This is a genomic window from Bacillus sp. B1-b2, from assembly GCF_009183415.1.
GTDB lineage: Bacteria > Bacillota > Bacilli > Bacillales > Cytobacillaceae > Niallia.
The window spans coordinates 1-23,003 of sequence record NZ_WEHU01000021.1; the positions used below are offsets into that span (position 1 = coordinate 1).

13 protein-coding genes are annotated in these 23,003 nt (G+C 33.8%); 2 read left to right on the forward strand and 11 right to left on the reverse strand.

Translation table 11 applies throughout. The features are described 5' to 3' along the window. Positions 1 to 167: 167 nt before the first annotated feature. Positions 168 to 290, reverse strand: coding sequence for a hypothetical protein (locus F9279_RS25990; RefSeq protein ID WP_264298263.1), 123 nt, complete (start codon positions 288 to 290; stop codon positions 168 to 170). A 97-nt stretch (positions 291 to 387) separates the two neighbouring features. Next, positions 388 to 1,284 (reverse strand): TetR/AcrR family transcriptional regulator, encoded by an 897-nt coding sequence (locus tag F9279_RS17900; protein WP_152115518.1) that lies wholly within the window; start codon positions 1,282 to 1,284, stop codon positions 388 to 390. A gap of 278 nt (positions 1,285 to 1,562) precedes the next feature. On the opposite strand from F9279_RS17900, the gene F9279_RS17905 reads away from it, so the two are divergent. Further along, positions 1,563 to 3,098, forward strand: coding sequence for a DHA2 family efflux MFS transporter permease subunit (locus F9279_RS17905; protein ID WP_152115519.1), 1,536 nt, complete (start codon positions 1,563 to 1,565; stop codon positions 3,096 to 3,098). A 50-nt stretch (positions 3,099 to 3,148) separates the two neighbouring features. On the opposite strand, the gene F9279_RS17910 is transcribed toward F9279_RS17905, so the two are convergent. The 9 genes from F9279_RS17910 to F9279_RS17950 all read right to left on the reverse strand — a co-directional run bounded on the left by F9279_RS17910 (position 3,149) and on the right by F9279_RS17950 (position 21,898). Beyond that, positions 3,149 to 4,399 carry an FtsW/RodA/SpoVE family cell cycle protein gene (locus F9279_RS17910; RefSeq protein ID WP_193224622.1) on the reverse strand — a complete coding sequence of 417 codons (1,251 nt, stop codon included), beginning with the start codon at positions 4,397 to 4,399 and terminating at the stop codon, positions 3,149 to 3,151. Positions 4,400 to 4,401: 2 nt separating this feature from the next. Then, entirely contained in the window at positions 4,402 to 4,809 is a 408-nt protein-coding gene (locus tag F9279_RS17915) for a PadR family transcriptional regulator (protein WP_152115524.1), read from the reverse strand. Positions 4,810 to 4,812: 3 nt separating this feature from the next. Further along, positions 4,813 to 5,343, reverse strand: coding sequence for a sigma-70 family RNA polymerase sigma factor (locus F9279_RS17920; RefSeq protein WP_152115525.1), 531 nt, complete (start codon positions 5,341 to 5,343; stop codon positions 4,813 to 4,815). 176 nt (positions 5,344 to 5,519) lie between these two features. Then, complete coding sequence (locus tag F9279_RS17925; protein ID WP_152115609.1) at positions 5,520 to 6,794, reverse strand: MDR family MFS transporter; 1,275 nt, start codon at positions 6,792 to 6,794, stop codon at positions 5,520 to 5,522. Between the two features lie 444 nt (positions 6,795 to 7,238). Beyond that, a complete protein-coding gene (locus F9279_RS26305; RefSeq protein WP_152115611.1) occupies positions 7,239 to 7,376 on the reverse strand; it encodes an LPXTG cell wall anchor domain-containing protein in 138 nt (45 codons plus the stop codon). A gap of 3 nt (positions 7,377 to 7,379) precedes the next feature. Then, positions 7,380 to 17,963 (reverse strand): Ig-like domain-containing protein, encoded by a 10,584-nt coding sequence (locus F9279_RS17935; RefSeq protein ID WP_152115527.1) that lies wholly within the window; start codon positions 17,961 to 17,963, stop codon positions 7,380 to 7,382. Positions 17,964 to 18,278: 315 nt separating this feature from the next. After that, positions 18,279 to 18,896 (reverse strand): SGNH/GDSL hydrolase family protein, encoded by a 618-nt coding sequence (locus F9279_RS17940; RefSeq protein ID WP_152115529.1) that lies wholly within the window; start codon positions 18,894 to 18,896, stop codon positions 18,279 to 18,281. A gap of 129 nt (positions 18,897 to 19,025) precedes the next feature. Beyond that, positions 19,026 to 20,012 carry a metal ABC transporter substrate-binding protein gene (locus tag F9279_RS17945; RefSeq protein WP_152115530.1) on the reverse strand — a complete coding sequence of 329 codons (987 nt, stop codon included), beginning with the start codon at positions 20,010 to 20,012 and terminating at the stop codon, positions 19,026 to 19,028. Positions 20,013 to 20,305: 293 nt separating this feature from the next. Continuing rightward, positions 20,306 to 21,898, reverse strand: coding sequence for an ATP-binding protein (locus tag F9279_RS17950; protein WP_152115532.1), 1,593 nt, complete (start codon positions 21,896 to 21,898; stop codon positions 20,306 to 20,308). Between the two features lie 160 nt (positions 21,899 to 22,058). Between F9279_RS17950 and dpsA the strand changes: the two genes are divergently transcribed. Continuing rightward, the gene (gene dpsA, locus F9279_RS17955; RefSeq protein ID WP_152115534.1) at positions 22,059 to 22,931 is read left to right on the forward strand and encodes a dipicolinate synthase subunit DpsA; all 873 of its coding nucleotides are present in this window, start codon (positions 22,059 to 22,061) and stop codon (positions 22,929 to 22,931) included. Positions 22,932 to 23,003 lie beyond the last annotated feature (72 nt).

Here is a 23,003-nt window from a genome sequence, read left to right on the forward strand (position 1 = left end):
AATTGAAAATGTTATTCTACTCATGTTGTCCTCTAATCCCTATTTAGTAATTATAAGTATATAAAAAAATACCTGTAGATAAAACACTCTTTTTCAAGTGTCCTAACTACAGGTACCATTTTAGACTGCACGTTCTTCCTTTTATTTTTTTGTTCTGCTTTGTGCAACTATTTCTTATCATTAGAATATTTACCCTGTATTTGATCATATGTTGAATCTTCTATTACGCCAAGTTTTTTAAAGATATAAGAGTATGCCAAAATTTTGGTTGACTGTTTGTCTCTTTTCATCGTAATCACTCCTTACTATATAATATTTGCCAACAGCCAAAAAGTTTCCTCGATACAAAAAAAAAAAAAAACGAAATGCTATTTCTAGCTTATCGTTTTATCCTTCAAATAATATATCCGCTTTTTCCTCAATACGCTCTAAGATGTTTTTATATTTATCCTCATGTAAGGCTTTTTTTAGTGAATACAGAACACTTTGTACAATATATTGACGAGGATGATTTGCTTCTAGTTCGCTATAAACGAAATCCACCATCTCTTCAACTTCCTCCTGATTATCTAAAGCATTAGAATCAGCTTGAATAGTAAACCTTAATGTATCTACCAACGATTGCAGCTTCATTTTACTACAGCTACCCACTTCTTGATCCTCTGAGATCCATTTTAAGAGAAAGCTAGGATCTAATAACGATTCTTTCGTTTCTGTTAACCCACTAATCATATTTATTACTCGATTTACACTGTATTCTACAATTCGTTCAACATTGGTTTGATCTTGATAAGCCAAAGTATGAAAATAAATATTATTATGAAGCATCCCAATCAGCATAATAGCACAATCTAATAAAAACGCTTGTTTAGTTGGACCAAATATATCAAGAAGACGATGATACACCCAATTTAATTCATGTATTCTTCTTTTCTTAATATAAGCTTTTAATTCTGTATCATTTGTAAAGAGTATCTCTTCAAACAAAGAAATGACTTTATATTTATTATTTGTTCTGATTAATAGTTCAATTTGTTTTATAAAGATAGTAACATCTTCTTTATCTTTACCTATTAGTAACTGCTTTCGTTCTAACTCTAAATTTCCATATATATGTTTAAAGATCGAAATTAAGAGTTCATTCTTACTAGAGAAATAATTGTAAAAAGTTCCCTTAGATATTCCACTTGCAACTAGAATTTCGTGAATGGAGGTAGATTGAAATCCATTTTGTATAAATAATTCATGCGCTTTGTCCATGACATGCTTTTTTCGATTCTTCATTACTAATCACCTTTTAGTTTTTTATACTCCCGGTTCAAAATTTATACTAGACTAATTACTTAACTTTTACAATATAAACTTAAGAATACGCATACACTATTCTCTATACAATAAGGTTTGATTAAACCTTATTAGATAAAAGAAAAGTATGAAAATATTTTCATTTAGGGTTTCTAAACATTTTTATTGCATTATTTATACCACGGGTATATTATTATCTAAGCTTAGAACAATTGTATAAAAAATGAACTATGAGTTCATGAGGAGGAAATATTGGAATGAATACAAATGCAACACCTAATACAAAAAAACCGCCTTATGGGATTATTATTATTTTAATGGCCGGTGCCTTTGTAGCTATTTTAAATTCTACCCTACTAAACATAGCATTACCTTCCATAAGTAAAGACTTTGATGTAAGTGCATCTGTTGGTCAATGGCTAGTAACAGGTTACATGCTTATTAATGGTATCATGATCCCAACAACAGCGTTTCTTATTCAAAAGTTCTCTACTCGAAGATTATTTATTACTGCTATTACCTTATTTTCAATAGGAACATTAATAGCAGGAATTGCTCCTTCTTTTGCGGTACTTTTGATATCTCGTATGATTCAGGCTTCTGGTAGTGCGATTATGATGCCTGTATTAATGAACTTCTTATTAACTAGCTTCCCAGTAGAAAAACGCGGAAGTGCAATGGGCATTTTTGGTTTAATCATGACATTTGCGCCTGCAATTGGTCCTACTTTATCAGGATATATTGTAGAACACTATGATTGGAGAATGTTATTCCACGTAATTTCTCCAATTGCAATCATTGTATTAATTGTAGCTATATTCTTAATTAGAGATAAAAAAGAAAAAGTATCTATTAAAATTGATACCCTATCTGTTATTTTATCTAGCTTTGGATTTGGTGGCTTACTTTATGGATTTAGTTCCGCAGGTTCAAAAGGGTGGAGCAGTTTCCATGTTTATGGAACACTAATTATCGGTGTAATTGCATTACTATTATTTGTACTTCGCCAATTAAAACTACCTGTACCTATGCTAGAATTTAGAACGTTTAAATATCCACTATTTACTTTATCAGCTGTAATTTCTATCGTACTAAATATTGCTCTTTTCTCAGGTATGTTATTAATGCCAATGTATATTCAAACAGTAAGAGGTATTTCACCGTTCCATTCAGGATTACTATTGCTTCCAGGAGCTATTATTATGGGGATTATGTCTCCTATAACTGGAAGGTTATTCGATAAATTTGGAGCTAGAATACTTGCTCTAATTGGACTATCATTAACTGCTATTACTACTTATATGTTTAGCGAGTTAACCATGACAACTAGTACAACCACATTAATAATTATCTATGCTATTCGTATGTTTGGTATGTCTATGGTAATGATGCCTATCATGACAAATGGATTAAATCAGCTTCCTGCAAGATTAAATCCACATGGTACTGCACTAAACAATACATTATCACAAGTATCTGGTGCGATTGGTTCAGCTATTATGATTACCATCATGACTCAACGAACAGAAACACATGGTAAAGAATTAGCAGAAGAAGCAACAAAACAAATGAGTGCTGCTACTACTCAACCAACAGCAGAAGCAATTGCTACTATGAAACAAGAGCTTGGAATGAAAGCTATGCTTGAAGGGATTAATGATGCATTCTTAATCTCAGTAGGAGTTGTAATTGTTGCGTTAATTCTATCTGCATTTATTAAAAGAGCTGTACCACCTAAAGAAGAACAAACAAAAGAAACTGCTCCAAGTAAACTTAACGAAGCAGTTGAATAATAGAAATAAAAACTGCCATTACTTTGAAAAAAGTGATGGCAGTTTTCTATTTAATTACATGTCATCTTATATTTTTTTCTACGAAAAATACTTAAAACAATACCTATTAGAAAGGAATTAAATAATGTAGGAATAATCCCATAACTAATAAATGGTAATGAAATAGATATGATTGGAACTAACCCAAAGCACATAGCAATATTATAGATAACTTGTATACTGTATAGGGTAATACACCCCATTAATAAAAGCTTAGCATATGTATCCTTTACATACAGCAGGGTACTAACCATTTTGATAATGACACCTGTAAAAAGGAACACCATTAGAACTGCCATTATATAACCATACTGTGTGGAAAGTTGAATGAATACAGTATCCGTAAGTTTATCTGTTAAGAGCTGTTTCCCCCCATTATCCCCAATCCATGAGATAGATGACCAGACTTCTTCTAAATATAAATATATCCACCCTCCTTGCTCTGCATATTTCTCTGGGGTAAGAAATGCTAATATTCTACTTACTTGATACAATTGACCACTCATATAAAAATGTACAACTATAAAAAGGAGTAAGAGCATACTTCCACCAATCGTGCTATATATTTTCCACCTTTTCCATTTACTAAAGAATAACATACTAAAAACAGTCACAATATAGATGAAAACAGTAGCTATTGTATCTTGAGTACTGTAAAAAAGGAAACAAGATAACAAGAATAAAATCGCAAATGTTCTGTATTTGAATTCCATTCGATGAAAAAAAGCTGCCCATGCAAGAAGAAAGCAAGGAACTGCCATAATACTTTTAATGGATATAGGACCTATCTGAATAAAAGCCACTCCATTGACTACTACGTTTGGAATAACGGTTATAGCAAGTAAAATGAATACACCTATACAGTAGAAAACTGCTCCAAAATTCATAAATTTACGATAATCTACTAACATAAGAACAATGGCAACAACTATACCTATAATGGAAGATACTAGTTTATTATCTAAATAAGTAGCACTTGATAACACTGGCAATATCCCTAAAAATAATAGTACAATAAATAAGCTTAAGAGTAGCCAGTCCACTCCTTTACGATAGAGTTTGTTCATTTCAACTCCTAGCGTAATAGGACTTCCCATCTCATTTATTGCCCTTTGTTCCGCCTCTTCTTCCGTTAATCCTTTATCTTTCCAAGCTTGCTTAGCTTGTATGATATGATATTCTAACTCTCTCTCGATTGATTTTCTTGCTTCTTTTTCTTTCACTTGCTCAATTACTTTTTGAAGAAATGTTTTTTTATCCAAAGTCAATTCCAACTCACCCACTCTAATAAGTCAGCTACTTTTTGGGTGGAATATTTTCGTGCTTCTATTTTTCTTAGCAATTTCTTTCCTTTACGATCTAATCCATAATATTTAACCCCGTCGTCATTCCATATCCCCTCTATAAAACCCTTTTGCTCAAGGCGATGTAAAAGGGAGTAAAGAAAACCTTCTTTTTGTTCGAAATTTCGAAATCCTCTTGCTCTAATTAAATCCATTAATTCATATCCAGTTCTTTTCTTACTAAGTAACTGCAAAATGGCTAGTAATAATTCATGCTGTGTTTCTTCTGCTTTTATTCTGTTCAGGACTTCTTTACGATGAGTTTCAGTAAACGTTAGAGAAGGAAATGACCCTTTATTAGATTTCATTTTTTTCAAACGATTATCCATGTGTTAGTCTCCTATCTTTTGCTTTAGTAATTCTTTTGCTCTTCTTAATCTTGTTTTAATAGTATTTTCGTTTACTTTTAGGACGGAGGAAATCTCTTTCATGGTTAATTCTTTAAAATAATAAAGAAAAATAATTTCTCTATATAAAATAGGTAAGTCCATGACAGCACTTACTATATTCTGATTTTCTTCTTTTTGTAATACTTCCATTTCCACATTTTCTTTACGATCTTCTTCTAGATGAATTTCTTCTACTTTTATTACATGATTGTTGTACCAACTTTTCAGATGATCTTTACAGTGATTAATAGCTATTCTCCATAACCAGGTTTTAAATTTGGATTTTTTTTTATACGTATGTAAGGAATAATACACCTTTACGAATATATCTTGTGTTAGTTCCTCTGCCACTGTCTGATCTTTCACATAGGAATATACTAATTGCAGTAGCTCCGTTCCATATGTCGTCATTATTTCATTGAAAACTTCTTCTTTATTTTCAAACTCTAGCCAATTTACTGTTAACTCATCCACATTCAACGAACCTCCTTATCACATTAGACGATTACAGTGTAAAAATAGTTTTTGGTTAAAATAAAAAATGGTCAGAAATCTGACCATTTAGTGATTTAGTAAGAATAAAAGGATTTTTTATACAGCGATCACTTTAAAATCCTTTGTTATCTTGTCCCCTCTGTTATTTCCTTCTATTACTCTATTGTTTGTAGCTGTTTTTTCTTTGTTTCATGTTGTTTAAACATGAAGTAATAAATAAAAGCACTAATAAGAGCAAGGAATGCTATTATAAAAAACGTCCACTCATATCCAAACCAAGCACTCATTGGGATGGATAGTGGTGCTATCATTTTGGAAAAGGTAAATCGAAGGCTAGCTGCTGCAAAATACTTTCCTCTTTGATTATCTGGTGCTATTTCTGAGATAAAACTTTGCTGTATACCTGCTGTCATTAGCTCTGCAAAGCTGAATAATGCTATAGCTAACACTAATCCCCAGATAATAGAAGTTTGGCTAAATAAAATGATAGCAATTCCATATATAACAGAAGAAATAACAAATACATTTTTTTCTTTATACATAGACATCCATCTTGTTACAGAAATAGTAAACAGTGCAACTAATAACCCATTTTCCGCTAACAACATTCCAAAGGCTTGCGTACTCTGTACTTCTAGATTCCAACTTCCAATAGAGAATAAACTTTGTGTTTTGACAGTCTCATCTACATACACTGGAAATAACAAATCAAGCTGCATAAAGGTTTGTCCGATTAATACACCTGCTAAAATAAATAATAAGAAAGTCCGATCCTTTACAATTACTTGATAGTCTTTTAACTGTGTAGATAAAACTCTCAACCAGTTCTTATCTGTGGTAGCTTCTTCCTTGTATTTCGGTGCAGTTTCTGCAATCCAAAGTCTTAAAACTAGGCTTAAAGCTATGTTAAGAACTCCTGCAAATAACAAGAGAATAAAGCGATAATTGTCATAAAAGATCCCTCCTAATATAGGACCAATTACCACGGCAATATTTGTAGCCGTATAAAAAATGGCAAATACACTACTTCTATCTTTCTCCTTTACAACATCTGCAACCATTGCTTGACTAGCTGGCCAGTATATACTTCCAAATATACTCACTGCTGTAAAACAAATAAAACTAATAGCAGGAGAATCAAACCATGGGGAACTTGCCATTGCAAAAATTAAATAAGCTACTCCTTGTGCAAGACTTGAAATGACCATCATTGTTTTTCTACCGAATTTATCTGCATAATAACCACCAAGTAGGTTTGCTATGACAGAGAAAGCCTGAGAAATAACTAATAGTAATCCAGCAATAGATTTACCAAAGGAATCAGTAAAGTAAATTGCTAGAAAAGGAAAGAACATCCAAAATGTAATATTAACAATTGATTCCCCAGCAAGGCGAATCTTTAAATTTCGATCCCAATCTCTTAGACGCATTGCCATCGTTGTTGTCACTCTCTTTCTTTTCACTTCTCCTATCATACCTGTTTCTTTCGGATTAGGAAAGATAATATCTTTTGAAAAATCTGCTTAAAATAAATCTAACTGCCCTCTGCATTTTATTTTATTCTTCCTTCATTACCCTCAAATGAATCAATAAGCTCATCATGTGACTATCATCTATTATTTAATTTTCTTTTATTAATTTTTCCCGCATCTGTAACAAGAGGGTCCGCTCTAATTGGTTGGAAGATTAGTGAAAATATTCAATTAGAAAAATGCTGATTACTGAAAATTCGTTAGTGACACAACTATTTTTTTGACATATAGAGATATTTTTTCATTCCTTGCAGTAAGCTTTTTGGAACCTAGACATAACCAATGGTTTTCTTTTCTAAAAAAAAAAACGGACATGCCCAATTGACATGTCCGTAATCCTATTTAGGATCTAGCTCTTCTTCTTATAGCAAAGTAGAGAGCAAGTCCCATTAGCATAAGTATTGCACCTGTTCCTAATAAAGTGGTTGAATCTAAATAATGTCCCGTATTAGGAAGCTCATTTTCTGTTTTCTTGCTAATTTCTTACTTTGGCTTATCTTTTGTAACTTCTTGCTGTGGTTTTTCTACTGGTTTAACTTCTTCTGCAACCGTTTCTGTAACGATTTTATTCATACTAAAGTCAAATGGAACAATGGTTTGCTCCACATGGATAATTCCATCTCTAATATAACTATCATTATAGATTTCATTACGGTTATCATTTCTACTATCGAAGACTTTATATCTATCCTTTTCAGCGATGATATAGTAGTCTCCACTAGCATAAACCATCCAAGCATATGCCCCGTCCTCTTTTGTAATCTGTGGTACTAGGTTATTTGCTGGTGGGAAACCAGGGAGCTCCGGTAATTCTACTAGCGTATCAGGTGTTCTGTTTTTCTGCTTATTTAGTTCAGTATCTGCCCAATATAAGCTTACCTTTACGTTTTCTAGTATTTCATTAGTATCAGCATCTGTTACAATTCCGTATGGATCAATTAATTCTGGATTAATAGAGATTTCTCCATCTTCTCCGACCTTTACTTTGATCAGCTTACCAGCAAGTATTTCTCCGTTTGGAGCAATCACATTAACAACAAACTGGTACTCTTCCCCTTTTTCAATTCCTGTAATCTCAAACTCTCCATTTGCAGATATAGTAACAGAAGCATTAGAAGTTCCATTTACTAATTTTGCTTCATATTTAGCATTTGTGAAGAAACTATCTACAGTTTGAACGTTTTGAGTAGAATCAGAAACAAAAAGTTTACCAGTTGCTTTTTTCTCGGAAACAAAGTTGTCTCCTTTTCCAGATAATGTACCAACTGCAACCGATTGTGTGAATTCAAACGGTAAAGTCTTTCCGTTTACTTCTAATTCGGTTTTAATAATTGGTGTATATTGATAATTACCTCTAGGAACAAGTATAGAGTAATGTCCGTTTTTATCCGTTACTGTTGTAGCTGTAAAGTCAACTTTTCCATCTTTATCGAAATCTTCTTCGATTAGAACCGTTGCTCCAGCTATTACTTTATTTGTTCTACCATCTGTAACAATCCCTTCTACACGAGCAGGTAAAATAGTAACTTGTATACTATCTTTTATCTGATCCTTTGTATCAGGAATAATTACTTTCGCAGTAATATTAGCCTCTACTTCTACCGTTTGATCAATAGAAGGAGCAGTAAAGATAAATTCGGCTTCCCCTTTTTCATTCGTTGTTCCTTTAGTAGTATTCAATTTACCTGCATCCGCTTCTAGTGTAACTTCTGCATTTTTCACTGGATTGTTTTTATCATCTTTAACAACAGCCACAATCTTAGTAGATGAATTACCATCTCCTATGATGCTAGGTGGGTTCGCAGAAAGTGTTACATCATAGTTTGTTTTTTCTGCTTCTTTTACTGTAATAGAAACTGTGCTAGTTGCTTGATTTCCATTTGTATCTGTAACGATTATTGAAAATTGATCTTTTCCTGAATAAAATGTGTTAGGTTCATATGTCCATGTTCCTTTTTCCTTTTTAAATTCAGTAATGTTTCCATGTGATGGAGAGTTTGACTTGTCTAGAGTATAAGTCAATGTATCACCATCTAAATCATGTCCAACAACCTGTCCAGATACCTTATTCGGCTGTGTAACTGTTACTTGATAATTAGGTACAGTTGGTGGTGCTGTAACCTGTAATGTTACTTTTGATATGGCTGAGCCATCTTTATCCTTTACTTCTACTTCAAAGCTATCCGGTCCGACAAACAGACTATTTGGAGTATACTCCCATGTTCCATCTTCTTTTAACACTACATTACCATTTCGCGGTAATGTTTTTATACTATAAGATAATGAATCATTGTCTAAGTCTTTTCCTTCTATCTTCCCTTTAGCTTTTTCAGGTTGAACAATATTCTCTTCGTAATTGTCAACAGTCGGTGGCGCTGTTACTTTAATTGTTACTTTTGATACGGCTGACCCATCCTTATCTGCTACTTTCACTTCAAAGCTATCAGGTCCGACATAGTTACTTTTTGGGGTATATTCCCATGATCCATCCTCTGCCAATTTCAACACACCATTTTTCGGTTCTGTTTTAATTGTATAAGCTAATGAATCGTTATCTAGGTCGTTTCCTTCTATTTTACCATTTGCCTTGTTAGGTTGAATAACTTGCTCCTCATAATTGTCAACAGTTGGTGGCGCTGTTACATAAATGACAATTGTCGAAACCGCTTCTCCATCCTTATTATCTGTTACTTTTACTTGGAACTCATCTTTTCCAACAAAGTCTTTTGTTGGTCGATACTCCCAGCTTCCATCTGCCTGAACCGTTACTGTTCCATTTTTAGGATCAGAAACTTTTGCATAAGTAAGTTGGTCATTATCCAAGTCTTGCCCTTGTACAGTACCTTTTGCAGCATTTGGTTGAACGATATGCATTTCATCGTTACCAACGGTTGGTGGTGCTGTTACTTTTATTGTTACTTTCGATACAGCAAAACCGTCTTTATCTGTAACTTTCACTTCAAAATTATCTGTTCCAACAAATGCTTTATTTGGTATATATGTCCACTCACCATTATTTTCTAAACTTACTTTTCCATTAGCTGGATTTGTGTTTAGAGAATAGCTTAATGGATCTTGGTCTAAATCTACACCAACAATAGTTCCTTTTGCTTCATTCGGTTGAATGATACTAGCAAAATAATCTGTTGTACTTGGTGAAGCAGAAACTTCAACTGTTACTTTTGAAGTAGCAACTCCATCTTTATCTTCTACGGTAAATGTATCAATTCCAACAAAGTTCTCGTTAGGTTGATACTCCCATGATCCATCTTCTTTAAGATTCACCTTTCCATTCTCTGGATTAAGGTCAATAGAGTAAGATAAAGGATCTTTATCTAGATCAGTTGCTGTTGCACTACCTTCTACTTTATTAGGCTGAATTACTTTTACATACGCATTATCAACTGTTGGTATTGCAGATACATAGATATCAATAGTTGAATAGACTTCTCCATCTTTATCCGAAACCTTTACTGTAAAGCTGTCTTTACCAACAAAATTATCATTAGGCTGGTAAGTCCACGTTCCATCTGGCTGAACTGTCGCTTCCCCATTTTCTGGATTTGCTGCTTTAGTATAGCTTAGCTGATCATCGTCTAAGTCTTTTCCTTCTACTGTACCTTCAGCCTTATTCGGTTGAATAATATACTTCTCGTAGTCGTCAACGGTTGGTGGTGCTGTTACTTTTATCGTTACCTTTGATACAGCAAAACCGTCTTTATCTGCTACTTTTACTTTGAAGCTGTCTGTTCCAACAAACTGATTATTAGGATTATATTCCCATGACCCATCTTCTTTTAGTTCCACTTCACCATTTGTAGGTTCTGTTAAAACTGTATACTTAAGTAGATCTTTGTCTAAGTCTGTTCCTTTTACTTTACCTTTAGCTGTATTAGGTTGAATGATTTGCTCTTCGTAATTATCAACAGTTGGTGGTGCTGTTACTTTAAGTGTTACTTTCGATACAGCTGATCCATCTTTATCTGTGACTTTAACTACAAAGCTATCTGTTCCTACAAACTTAGTATATGGAGTATATTCCCATGACCCATCTTCTTTTAACTCTAACTTACCGTTTTCAGGTTCTGTTTTAAGAGTATAAGTTAATGAATCATTATCTAAATCTTTTCCTTCTACTTTTCCAGTAGCTGTTTTTGGTAGAATCACTTTCACATCATAATCTTTCACAGTCGGTGGTGCCGATATATGGATTTTGATTGTAGAGATTGCTTCACCATCTTTTTCATCTGAAACTTTCACTTGGAATTCATCTGTGCCTACATAATCTTTATTAGGCTCATACTCCCAAGTTCCATCTTCTTTTACATCCACAGTTCCATTTTTCGGTTCTGAGTATGTAGTATAAGTTAACGAATCTTTGTCTAAATCCGTTCCTTCTACTTTACCTTTAGCTGTGTTCGGTTGAATAATATGTTTCTCGTAATCTCCCACAGTTGGTGGTGCTGTTACTTTTATCATGACTTTAGATACTGCTGATCCATCTTTATCTGTTACTTTTACTTCAAAGCTATCTGTTCCCACAAAGCCGCTATTAGGGGTATATTCAAAGTTTCCTTCTTCACTTAAAGTCACTTGCCCATTTGATGGGTTTTCTTTCATAGTAAAGCTTAACTCATCATTATCTAAGTCAGTTCCTTCAATACTTCCTGTTGCTTTGTTTGGTTGAATAATACTTTGATATTGGTCAGCTGTACTTGGAGTAGATGAAACCTCAATAGTTACGGTAGAAATAGAAGAACCATCTTTATCTTCTACCTTTACTGTAAAGGTGTCGATGCCAACAAACTTGTTGTTTGGCTTGTATTCCCATGTTCCATCTTCCTTTAATGTTACAGATCCATTTTTCGGTTCACTTTCTTTCGTATAAGTGATTGGATCATTATCCAATTCTGTTCCTATTACCTTACCAGTCGCTACATTTGGATGTACTAACTTAACAAAGTAATTTTCAACACTTGGCTTTGTCGTAACATTAATCGTGATAGTAGAGAATGCTTCGCCATCTTTATCTTTTACTTTTACAGTAAACGTGTCTTTCCCAACGAAGTTCTCGTTTGGTTGATATTCCCATGTACCATCTGTGTCGACAGTTATTTCACCATTCGCTGGAGATTTCTCCTTCGAATAGGTTAACGAATCATTATCAAGGTCTTTACCTTTGACTTTACCAGTTGCTTTTTCTGGTTGAATAATAGATTTCTCGTAATTGTCAACAGTTGGTATAGCAGAAACATTAATTTTAATGGTAGAAAATGCATCACCGTCTTTGCCATCTGCTACTTTTACTTGGAATGAATCTGTTCCAACAAAGTCTTTGTTTGGCTTGTATGTCCAAGTTCCATCTGCATTAACGGTAACTTTACCATTTTTCGGATCAGTTACTTTCGTATAAGTTAATGGATCTTGATCCAAATCTTTTCCTTCTACTTTACCTGTAGCAATATTTGGTTGAATAATAGATTTTTCATCATCTTCAACCGTTGGCGGTGCTGTTACTTTAATGGTTACTTTTGATATAGCATCTCCATCTTTGTCAGATACCTTAACTTCAAAACTATCTGTTCCGACAAAGTTTTTCTTAGGTTGATACTTCCAGCTTCCATCTTCTTCTAACGTAACTTCCCCGTTTTGTACATCTGTCACTTTTGTATAAGTTAAAGGATCTTTATCTAAATCTTTTCCTTCCACTTTACCAGTTAGTGAATCTGGTTGAACAACTGCCAATTCATAATCACTTACCGTTGGTTTAGCTGATACATGAATTTGTACAGTCGAAATAGCTTCACCGTCTTTATCCGCTACTTTTACTTGAAACACATCTGTTCCGACAAAGTCTTTGTTCGGCTTGTATGTCCAGGTTCCATCTGCATTAACTGTGACTTCTCCATCTTTTGCATCCGACCATTTATAGTAGTTTAAGGTATCTTTATCTAAGTCTGCTCCTTCCACCTTACCTGTTGCACTTTCTGGTTGAATAATAGACTCTTCATAATTCCCTACTGTTGGCGGTGCTGTTACTTTTATTGTAACTTTTGAAGTTGCATCTCCATCTTTATCAGATATTTTCACCTCAAAGCTATCTGTTCCAACAAAGTCTTTGTTTGGTTGATAGTTCCAGGTTCCATCTTCTTTAATGGTTACTTCTCCATTTTTAGGATTTGTTGCTTTTGTATAGGTTAAAGGATCTTCATCTAGATCTTTCCCCACAACAGTTCCAGTCGCAGCTTTAGGTTGAACAACTGATACTTCGTAATCACTTGCTGTCGGTTTTGCTGATACATGGATTTGAATAGTTGATTCATCCTCTCCATCTTTTCCGTCTGCTACTTTGATTTTAAACTCATCTGTACCAACGAAATTCTGGTTAGGTTTATATTCCCATTCTCCATCTGCATTAACCGTTACTTGACCGTTTTTCGGATCAATTAATTTTGAATACGTTAATGTATCACCATCTAAATCTTCTCCAACTACTTTTCCTGTAGCTATGTTAGGTTGGATAATACTTTTCTCGTAATTCCCAATAGTTGGTAGTGCTGTTACTTTTATTGTTACTTTTGAAACAGCTGTGCCATCTTTATCTGTTACATTTACTTCAAAATGGTCTTCTCCTACAAAGTCTTTGTTAGGAGTGTATTCCCATGTTCCATCATCTTTCAAAGTAACTTTGCCATTGTCAGCATCAGATTTAATTGTATAAGTTAAATCATTTCCATCTAAATCTTCTCCAACAATAGTTCCTGTTGCTTTATTTGGTTGAATAATGGCTTCGAAATAATCAACAGTTGATGGCGGTGATGTAACATCAATTGTGACTGTTGACAAAGCAAAACCGTCTTTATCCGTTACTCTTACTTGGAAAGTATCTGTTCCAACAAATGTTTCATTTGGTTTGTATTCCCATGTTCCATCTGCATTTACAGTTACTACTCCATTTTGTGAATCTGTTGCTTTTTCATAAGATAAGTCATCACTATCTAAGTCATCGCCTATTACTTGCCCTTTAGCCGTCTTAGGATGAACTACCTTTACATAATCATTTTCAACAGTCGGTTTAGCTGATACATTAATCTCAATTGTTGAAATAGCTTCTCCATCTTTATCTTTTACTTTTACAGTAAAAGTGTCTTTCCCAACAAAGTTTTCTTCAGGAACATATTCCCATGAACCATCTGATTTAACATTTGCTGTTCCGTTTTCAGGATCTGAATCTTTTAAAAATGTTAAGGAATTATTATCCAAATCATCAGCTTCTACTTTTCCTGAAGCTTTATCAGGTTGAACAATACTTACTGAATCATTTTTTGCTGTTGGAGGTGCTGTTATAGTAAGAGTTACAGTAGAAAAGGATGAACCATCTTTATCTGTTACTTTTACTTCAAAGCTATCTGTTCCAACAGTATCCTTCGTTGGTGTGTACTCCCATGATCCATCATTATTAAGTGTTAAATCACCTTTTTCTGGTACTTTTACAATTTCATAAATTAAAGGGGCCTCTTGCTTATCAGGATCCTCTGCCTTTATTTGACCGGTCGCCTTTTTCGGTTGAATAACCTTTACATGGTCATCTTCAACAGTAGGAGGAGCGGTTACATTAATTGTTACTTTTGATACAGCTGATCCATCATTACTTTTGCTAGTTACTCTAATTTCGAACTCATCTGTACCAACATAACCTGATTTCGGCTCATAATCCCATGAACCATCCGATTTCACCGTAACTTTTCCGTTTTTCGGATCCGATTCTTTCGAATAAGTTAAGGTATCACCATCTTTATCCTCACCAACTACTTTTCCTGTAGCTATGTTAGGTTGGATAATACTTTCCTCGTAATTTCCAATAGTTGGAGGTGTTGTTACTTTTATCGTAACTTTGGAAGTAGCCTCACCATCTTTATCTGATACCGTCACTTCAAAGCTATCAGTTCCAATAAAGTTGGTTTTAGGGATGTATTTCCATTCTCCTGTATCTTCATCAATTGTTAAGCTACCATTTGAAGGAGCTGTTTTTTCAGAATAAGACAGTTTGTTTCCATCTAGATCAAAACCAGTAATTTTTCCAGTTTTTAAGTTTGGTTGAACAACTGTTTCTTCGTAATTTGGTGCAGTTGGTTTTGAATGAAGATTAACTGTTATTGTCGAAACAACTTCTCCACCCTTGCCATCAGTAATTTTAACAGTAAAAGTATCAGTTCCTGTTACATTAGTTTTTGGCTTGTATTCCCAATTACCATTTTCATCTACCGTTACTGTTCCTTTACTTGGTCCTTTTTCTAAGGAGTATGTCAAAGGATCATTTTCTTCATCTTTACCTACAACTTTCCCATTTAAAGTATCAGTTGTTAATGTATTAAATGATTCATCTTTAGTAGTCGGTGATGTGTTTTTTACAACAATGGTAATCTCTGATGTAGTAGTACCACCCTTGCCATCTGAAATTTCAACAGTGAAAGAATCTTCCCCTGTGTATCCAGAATTAGGAATGTATTCCCATTTACCATTATCTTCAAGAGTTACAGTTCCTTTTTGGGGACCCTGTATAACTTTATACGTAAGCACATCATTGTCAGAATCGGTTGCATTTATATTTCCAGATTTAGACTTAGGCAATGTGATTTCAAAAGTATCGTCTTTTGATTGTGGTGCACTGTTCGGTTTTACTACTATGGTTATGGTTGCTGTAGCTTTCCCTTCTTTGCCATCATTGACTTCGACTTGGAAACTATCTTGACCGTGAAAATCTTTTTCCGGAACATATTTCCAGTTTCCGTCTTCATTAACGGTTACTGTACCTTTTGCTGGATCTGACTTTTTAGAATAAGTTAATGTATCCTCATCTATGTCATGTCCAATTATTTTTTCTGTTATTGTAGTACCTTGATACATCTCTTTCCTATCATCACTAATAGTTGGAAATGTATTCGGTTTTGGACTTACTGCGACTACTACTTTAGTAGTTGTTTTACCACCCTTATCATCTGCTGTGATAATTTCAAACTCAGCATTACCAATGAAGTCCTTTTCTGGTGTATAAGACCATGTACCATCCTGCTCAACTGTTACTACACCATTATGTTGTCCTTCTTTAACCGAATAGGTAATTGGATCACTATCAGGATCTGATCCATTTATTTTTCCAGTTACACTACTTGGTTGGGTAGTGGTCGTATTCTGGGTAGCATCTGCTGTAGGATTGTTATTTAACTTGTATCCTATATTAGAAAAAGGGGCATTCCCTTCAATTGGTACTACCTTTGTTTCAGGGTTGTTGTTAATAGTGGTCTGGTAGTAACCGTTTAACACAGTGTTATTACTTGAAACAGCTACTGTAGTTGCTCCACTTAAGATAGGAAGACTATAGTTACCGTTATCATCTGTAGTTACTGTTTGAGTTGTTCCTAGGCTGTTTGTGACATCTAGGTTAACACCCTTAATTCCAGATTCATTGTTATCTTTAGTGCCGTTTTTATTGATATCATGGAAAACATTTCCGCTAGTTTTGTATTTCGTGATGTAGAGCGTTGTTTCAACACCTTGACCAGGGAAATATGTCCATGTGTCGATACCTTTGTTGTCACCATAGTTACTAGTAAAAGCATGTGCTTTATTTTCGACTATCGCACTATCTATTCCAGCAGTTGGATTTGAGTTACCATTTCCACCTAACCCTATAAATGTTCCATTTGCTGTATAGAACGGCTCCTCATTGTAAAAAACTGTGGTAGGTTTCATACCAGACGGATATGTTATTCCTGCTGGGGGGTTTAATAATTCAATTTTAAGCCCTCTAGGATTGTTCTCTACATCTAACATTGGGAAATGATATTCTCCACCTTTTAAACTAACCTTTACATTATAAGGTTTGTTATCAGGAAGACTTTGTAAATCATTTCCTTTACTATCTTTCCCATCCCACTTAACAGTATTTAACCCAGCATTCGTAATATTTTCAATTACGGTGTCAGTTGCTAAATCAAATTCACCGTCTGGGCCATCTTCTCCTGCAGTATCAATAATCATCTGGTAACTACTTACTCGATTAGTATAGAAAGTGAAACCTCCACCTTCTCCTTCATAAGTTACATTAGTGGTATTATTATTTCCTTGGAAACTAAAATTCTCAGGTAAGTCAGGTGCAATCGCTGAAGTAGGGATACTTGCTGGAAGGTCCTTACTAGGCTCGTTAATAAACACTCTATGAGTAATGTTTGTTGCATCATCAGCAGCAGAAGGACGGTGAACACTTATATTACCATGAAGTTTCATACTATCTTTATCCATAGTAATAGAGCGATATAAGGTTGATTTATTTTCTAAATCGACAAATCCCCTATTATTTGAAAAGAAGATAAATCCAAAAGGATCCATTCCATTCAATGATGTTTTATACTGATATCCATCCTTTGTAAGTACGTATAAATCGGAATTAACCGAAATATTATTTGCCCCCATATTCATAGAAAGATAATCTGCAAAGACTCTTCCTAGCTGATCAACATTATCCTTATTTCTTACAGTTATATCCCATGCAGCAATAGTACTAGCCTGATTACCATCTGTAGGGAAATCTTGATTCACTTCTAGCTTTAAAGGATCTTTTCTGGTTGGAGTTGGACTATGAAATTGAACTTCCCATACGCCTTCCTCATCTACGTTAATAGTTAACGGTTCAAACCCACCATTATTATTTTTCTTCGGTCCAGCTAATTCTTTTGCTCTAGTGTTAATTAAACCTTTACCAGAAGATAGTACATCTAGTTCATGCACCTTATTGGAAGGAGAGATAACTACAATGTCTTTTTTATCAGTAGCACTATCTGGTACACTCGACCCAACGTTTATAGTCTCTCCTACTTTTACATACACTTTCATCTTACTTGTTCTTGGGATTTCCGCTAAGTAGTGCTCTGTATCCCACTCTAAATACGGTCGATAACCTCCATTCTTTGTTAATTCCTTACTCCCTTCCGCATACACAGGAAGGTTTGATCCTAGTAACATGCCGATTACTAGAATACTAGTAAATTGCCATTTAGATCTTTTCACAAAAAATTACCCACATCCTTTCTTCTCAGCCGAAGGCGGCATGATGATAGGTAAAAGATCATAAAATATGCAATTTTTGACAAGATTCGACGACCTTTTACAGAATCATCATTACTTTTTTACCATTTTAAGAGTGTTAAAGTCAATTGCTATATGGTATATATTACCTATTTATCTCTTTTTATTTTCTTAAAAATAACTTAAATACTATATTCCCATTTTTTTCACGAAATATTTACTTCATTATATAGATATTTATCAGAAAATAATAAAGCATCCTTACCTCTGTAAAAGGTAAGGATGCTTCCATTAAAATCACTTATTTTCATATGTTTGCAACCATGTTTGAGCCATTAATAAATTTCCAGTTGAATTCATATGGACACCATCTGTAGTCAAAGTTTGATGATTTGTTTTATGGAGATAATTAATAAAAACTTGATGTGTAGGTATCACTAAAGCATGATAGCTTTCTGCTACTTCATGGATTATTTGCACATATTGCTTTAGTAACAAATTCCCTTTTGCTGTTACATTTTCCTCAATAATAGTTGGCTCCATTAAAATAATTTTTGCATTAGTCTCCCTTTTTACCTTGTCTAATATTCTCCTATAAATCTCATTGAACTTGGGCGGAGTAATCTGTTCTTTATCGGGATGATCAAGCTGTCTCCATACATCATTTATCCCAATGGAAATAGAAACAATATCAGGATTCAAATCGATTACATCCTCTTGCCATCTTTCTTCTAAATCAGATATTCTATTGCCGCCAACTCCTTTATTGATTATGATTGGTAAGTTTTCTGGTTGATTAATAGCAAAATAGTCTCTTATATTTAGAACATAACCAAAACCGATTTCTTCTCTATCTTCAAATCTACCAGCTTCTGTTATACTATCTCCAATAAATAAGATTTTAGTGTTTCTCATCTACAAGTCCTCCTCCTAATAAAACGTTTTCAATTGAAGATTATCACGAACTCGTCTATTCTACAAGCTAGAGATACTCATAAAAAAAATCACCGTGATTATTACAAACACGGTGATAGGTTCTTCTCTTTAATTTTGCGACACTACAATTGTTTCTAAATTTCTTTCCATAACACTAATATAATCTAGTCCTTGCTCTCTATCTTCCTTGCTTAGCACTTCCAATGTGCTTAATACTTCTGTTTTTGCCCCAACTTCAGATGCTAAAGTTTGTGCTACTTTTTCTGATGCCGTTTCTTCAAAATAGATGACTTTAATATCATGTTCTGTTGCAAAATCTTTTAATTCCGCTAGCTTTTGTGCACTTGGCTCTTGCTCAGGAGATAGCCCTGCAATTGCTACTTGCTCTAATCCATATTCACTAGCTAAATAAGCAAATGCTGCATGCTGAGTAATCATTTCTTTTTTCGATACATTACTTAATTCATCCTTAAATTTCGTATCAAGTGCTTGAAGTTTTGCGATATATGCGTCACTGTTTTTCGTATAAGAATCTTCATTATCTGGATCTGCTTTAATTAAGCTTTTTGTAATATTTTTCACTTCTTCAATAGCCAATGCAGGACTTAACCATACATGAGGATCGTACTCATGGCTATGCTCATGTTCACTATGTTCTTCCTCTTCGTGATTATGCTCTTCCTCTGTTCCTTCAGCATGCTCATGTTCTTCTTCTTCTGTTCCTTCTTTTAACGTAATACCATCGCTTGCTTCAACAAAGGTAATTTCTTTTGTATCTACAGCTGCCTCAATCGATTCCACAAATGTTTCCATGTATGTACTATTGTAGATAAATAAATCAGAGTCCTGTACTTTGGCAATATCTTTTGGTGTTGGTTCCCATCCATGTGCTTCCTGATTTTCTGGTACTAGGAGTTCCACCTCGGCATTGTCTCCTGCTACTTGCTTCGTGAATTCATACATAGGATAAAAAGTGGTCATAACCTTAAGCTTACCCTCTCCAGCATTAGAAGCATTCTCTTCCCCTTTACCACATGCTGCAACTACCATAATAGCTGCCATCATTAAGAATAAAATTCTTAGATTTTTTTTCATTATTTCCTCTCCCTTTACTTGTTTACGGAATAATATTATCCTTAAACGGATTCATTTCTATCATTAACCATATCCATCATATTTATATCTTTCTACTTAGCTCCTTAACAAACCGAAATAGTTACGATTTAAAAAAAGAACAATACATATAATAATTATCGACTTATCCATATTAACCGTAACGGTTACGATTTGTAAAGTGTTTTTTATTATTTATTTTTGTATTTCTCTTTTAAGATTATAAAGAGAAATACAAAAATAAGCTACTTTCATACTCTTTTCTCAAATATAATTCACTTTGTACCCAAAATAATTTGGATGCTTGTTCCTTTCCCTTTTTCACTATCTATAACCAATCTACCATTATGATGATCTATGATATTTTTAATGACCAAATAACCTAATCCTGTGCCAGTATTTTTAGTAGAGTAAAAGGGTGAACCTAACTTTCTAATCTGATCCTGATCCATTCCTATTCCATTATCTTCTATGAAAATAGTAATTTCATTAGAATTTACCATTCTTGTTTTTACAATAATTTTTCCTCCATAAGGTAATGCTTCTTCTACCCCATTCTTCAATATGTTAACAAATACTTGTTTCAACTGATTTTCGTCACAGTAAATCACTACATCTTCTGGGATGAAATCTCGCTTAATTAAGATATTATTCATATTGGCACTTACTTGGAATAAGGATAAAATTTCATTTAAGATAGAATGAAGATTTTTATCTTGATAACTAAGTACATGTGGCTTTGATAAAATAAGAAATTCTCCCACAATAAAGTTAATACGATCTAGTTCAGAAAGAATAAGTCTTAGATGTGATTGATCACGAATATCTTGACCTAAAAATTGAATAAAACCTCTGATTGTAGTGAGTGGGTTCCTAATTTCATGTGCAACACTTGCAGCCATCTGCCCAACAGCAGATAATTTTTCTGAATTTAAAAGAAGTAATTCTGTTTCCTTTCTTACGGTATAATCTCTAAATTCTACAAACGCCCCAATGAGATAACCATCTTCTTGAATGATTGGATTACAATCCAATAGAAAAGTTAATTCATTTCCATCTTCTCTAAGAAAAGAAATTTCTTTTTCCTTAATTAGCGTTCGATTGTTTAAAGATTCTCGTAAACATTCTCCAAAATAGGGAACTTCATCAACTGATTTACCAATTAAATCAACTTTGTTCCATTCCGTTATTCTTTCTGCATAGGGATTAAAATCTATTAAGAAACCATCTTTATCTACCATTAAGATACCATTTTGTGTTGTTTTCATCATCATAGTATTCATCATATTTAATTGATGATTTTGTTTTATTAAAGAAATTTCTCTTTCAATGGATTCATTGACATTAAGAAGTAATGGCAGCATCAGTGGATTAGCATTCTTTATATCTGTCATAATTCCTATTGCACCAATTACTCTATCATGCTCTCTATCCATAATAGGGATAGCATAACAAACTGTCTGATGAAGAAATTGATGGAAATGCTGTTCACCTATGATTTCCATTTTCCTACTATACTTTAATGCAAGTGTAATAACGTTAATCCCACAATCCTCTTCTTTAAACCTCACGCCTTCTTCTATCCCCATGCTTTTAGCCTGTTGGCGGTTTTGTTCATCACCCTGAACTGTAAGAAGATACCCATCTGCATCACAAACAGACACAATCATAGGCACATTCGGAATAGACAGGAGAAACTTATCTAAAAAATATCGAACGATACTTATTACTTTTTTATACTGCTTCTTCTTTTCCTTTAAATGCTCAGGTGTTAGTCTTTCTGAAAATGTAACTAAATCTGTTGCTATAAGTCCATTATCTATACACTGCTTTTTCAAAGCTTCATAATCTATTGCTACTTGTTCCATGGAAATACTCCTAAAAACTATTTTGCGTTAAATATTTTAACATATATATAAAATATATATTATATAATGTATTTTACATAAATTATAGAGAGATTTTAATAGATTGGCAAAACAATCCCATTTATAATGGAAAAATTAATAAAAAGAGAGGTATTTAACGATGAAAAGAAATCATATTTTATTAATCATTGGTGGCGATTTAAGACAAGTAGAAGTGGTTAATATATTAGCACCACGTCTTGATAAGATATACTTAGTTGGATTTGATCTTACTTCCTTTCCATACAGTAATGTACATCAAGTACAACTTGAAGAAGTATCTTTCTCTAAAGTTAATAGCATTCTACTCCCAATACCTGGAATTCATGAGGATGGTATAGTAGAAACCAAGTTTTCTAATAAGAAAATTCTCTTTACTAAGGAATTACTTGAGCAAACAAAACCCGATTGTACCATATACTCTGGAATTATTACCCCATATCTAGCTCAAATAACGAAACAAACTAACCGAAAAATTGCCGCTATCTTTGACAGAGATGATGTTGCCATCTTGAATTCTATTCCAACTGCTGAGGGTGCATTAATGCTAGCTATACAACATACAGACATCACCATTCATCAATCACAAGTAATCGTACTTGGATTTGGAAGAGTTGGTATGACGGTGGCTAGATTATTTGCATCTGTGGGCGCTTTAGTTAGTGTTTATGCCAGAAAGCAAGAGCATATAGCAAGAATAACAGAAATGGGATTAACCGCTATTACTCCTTCCACATTGGAAGGTTCTCTCACTCAACAGAATATTATTATTAATACGGTTCCTAGCCTAATCCTTACTTCTACCTTAATAAAGAAGCTATCTCTATCTTCCTTCATTATCGATTTAGCAAGTAAACCTGGTGGAACCGACTTCGATTCTGCTAAAGAGCATCAAATAAAAACAATTTGGCCATTAGGTCTTCCTGCTAAAGTAGCACCGAAAACTGCTGGAAAAATTATTGGTCAAGTACTTCTTGAAATGATAAATGAATAATGTAGTGATTCTAAGAGGATTAAAAATAACATCCTCTTTTTTATTTGCCTAATTATAAAACACCCCATTTAC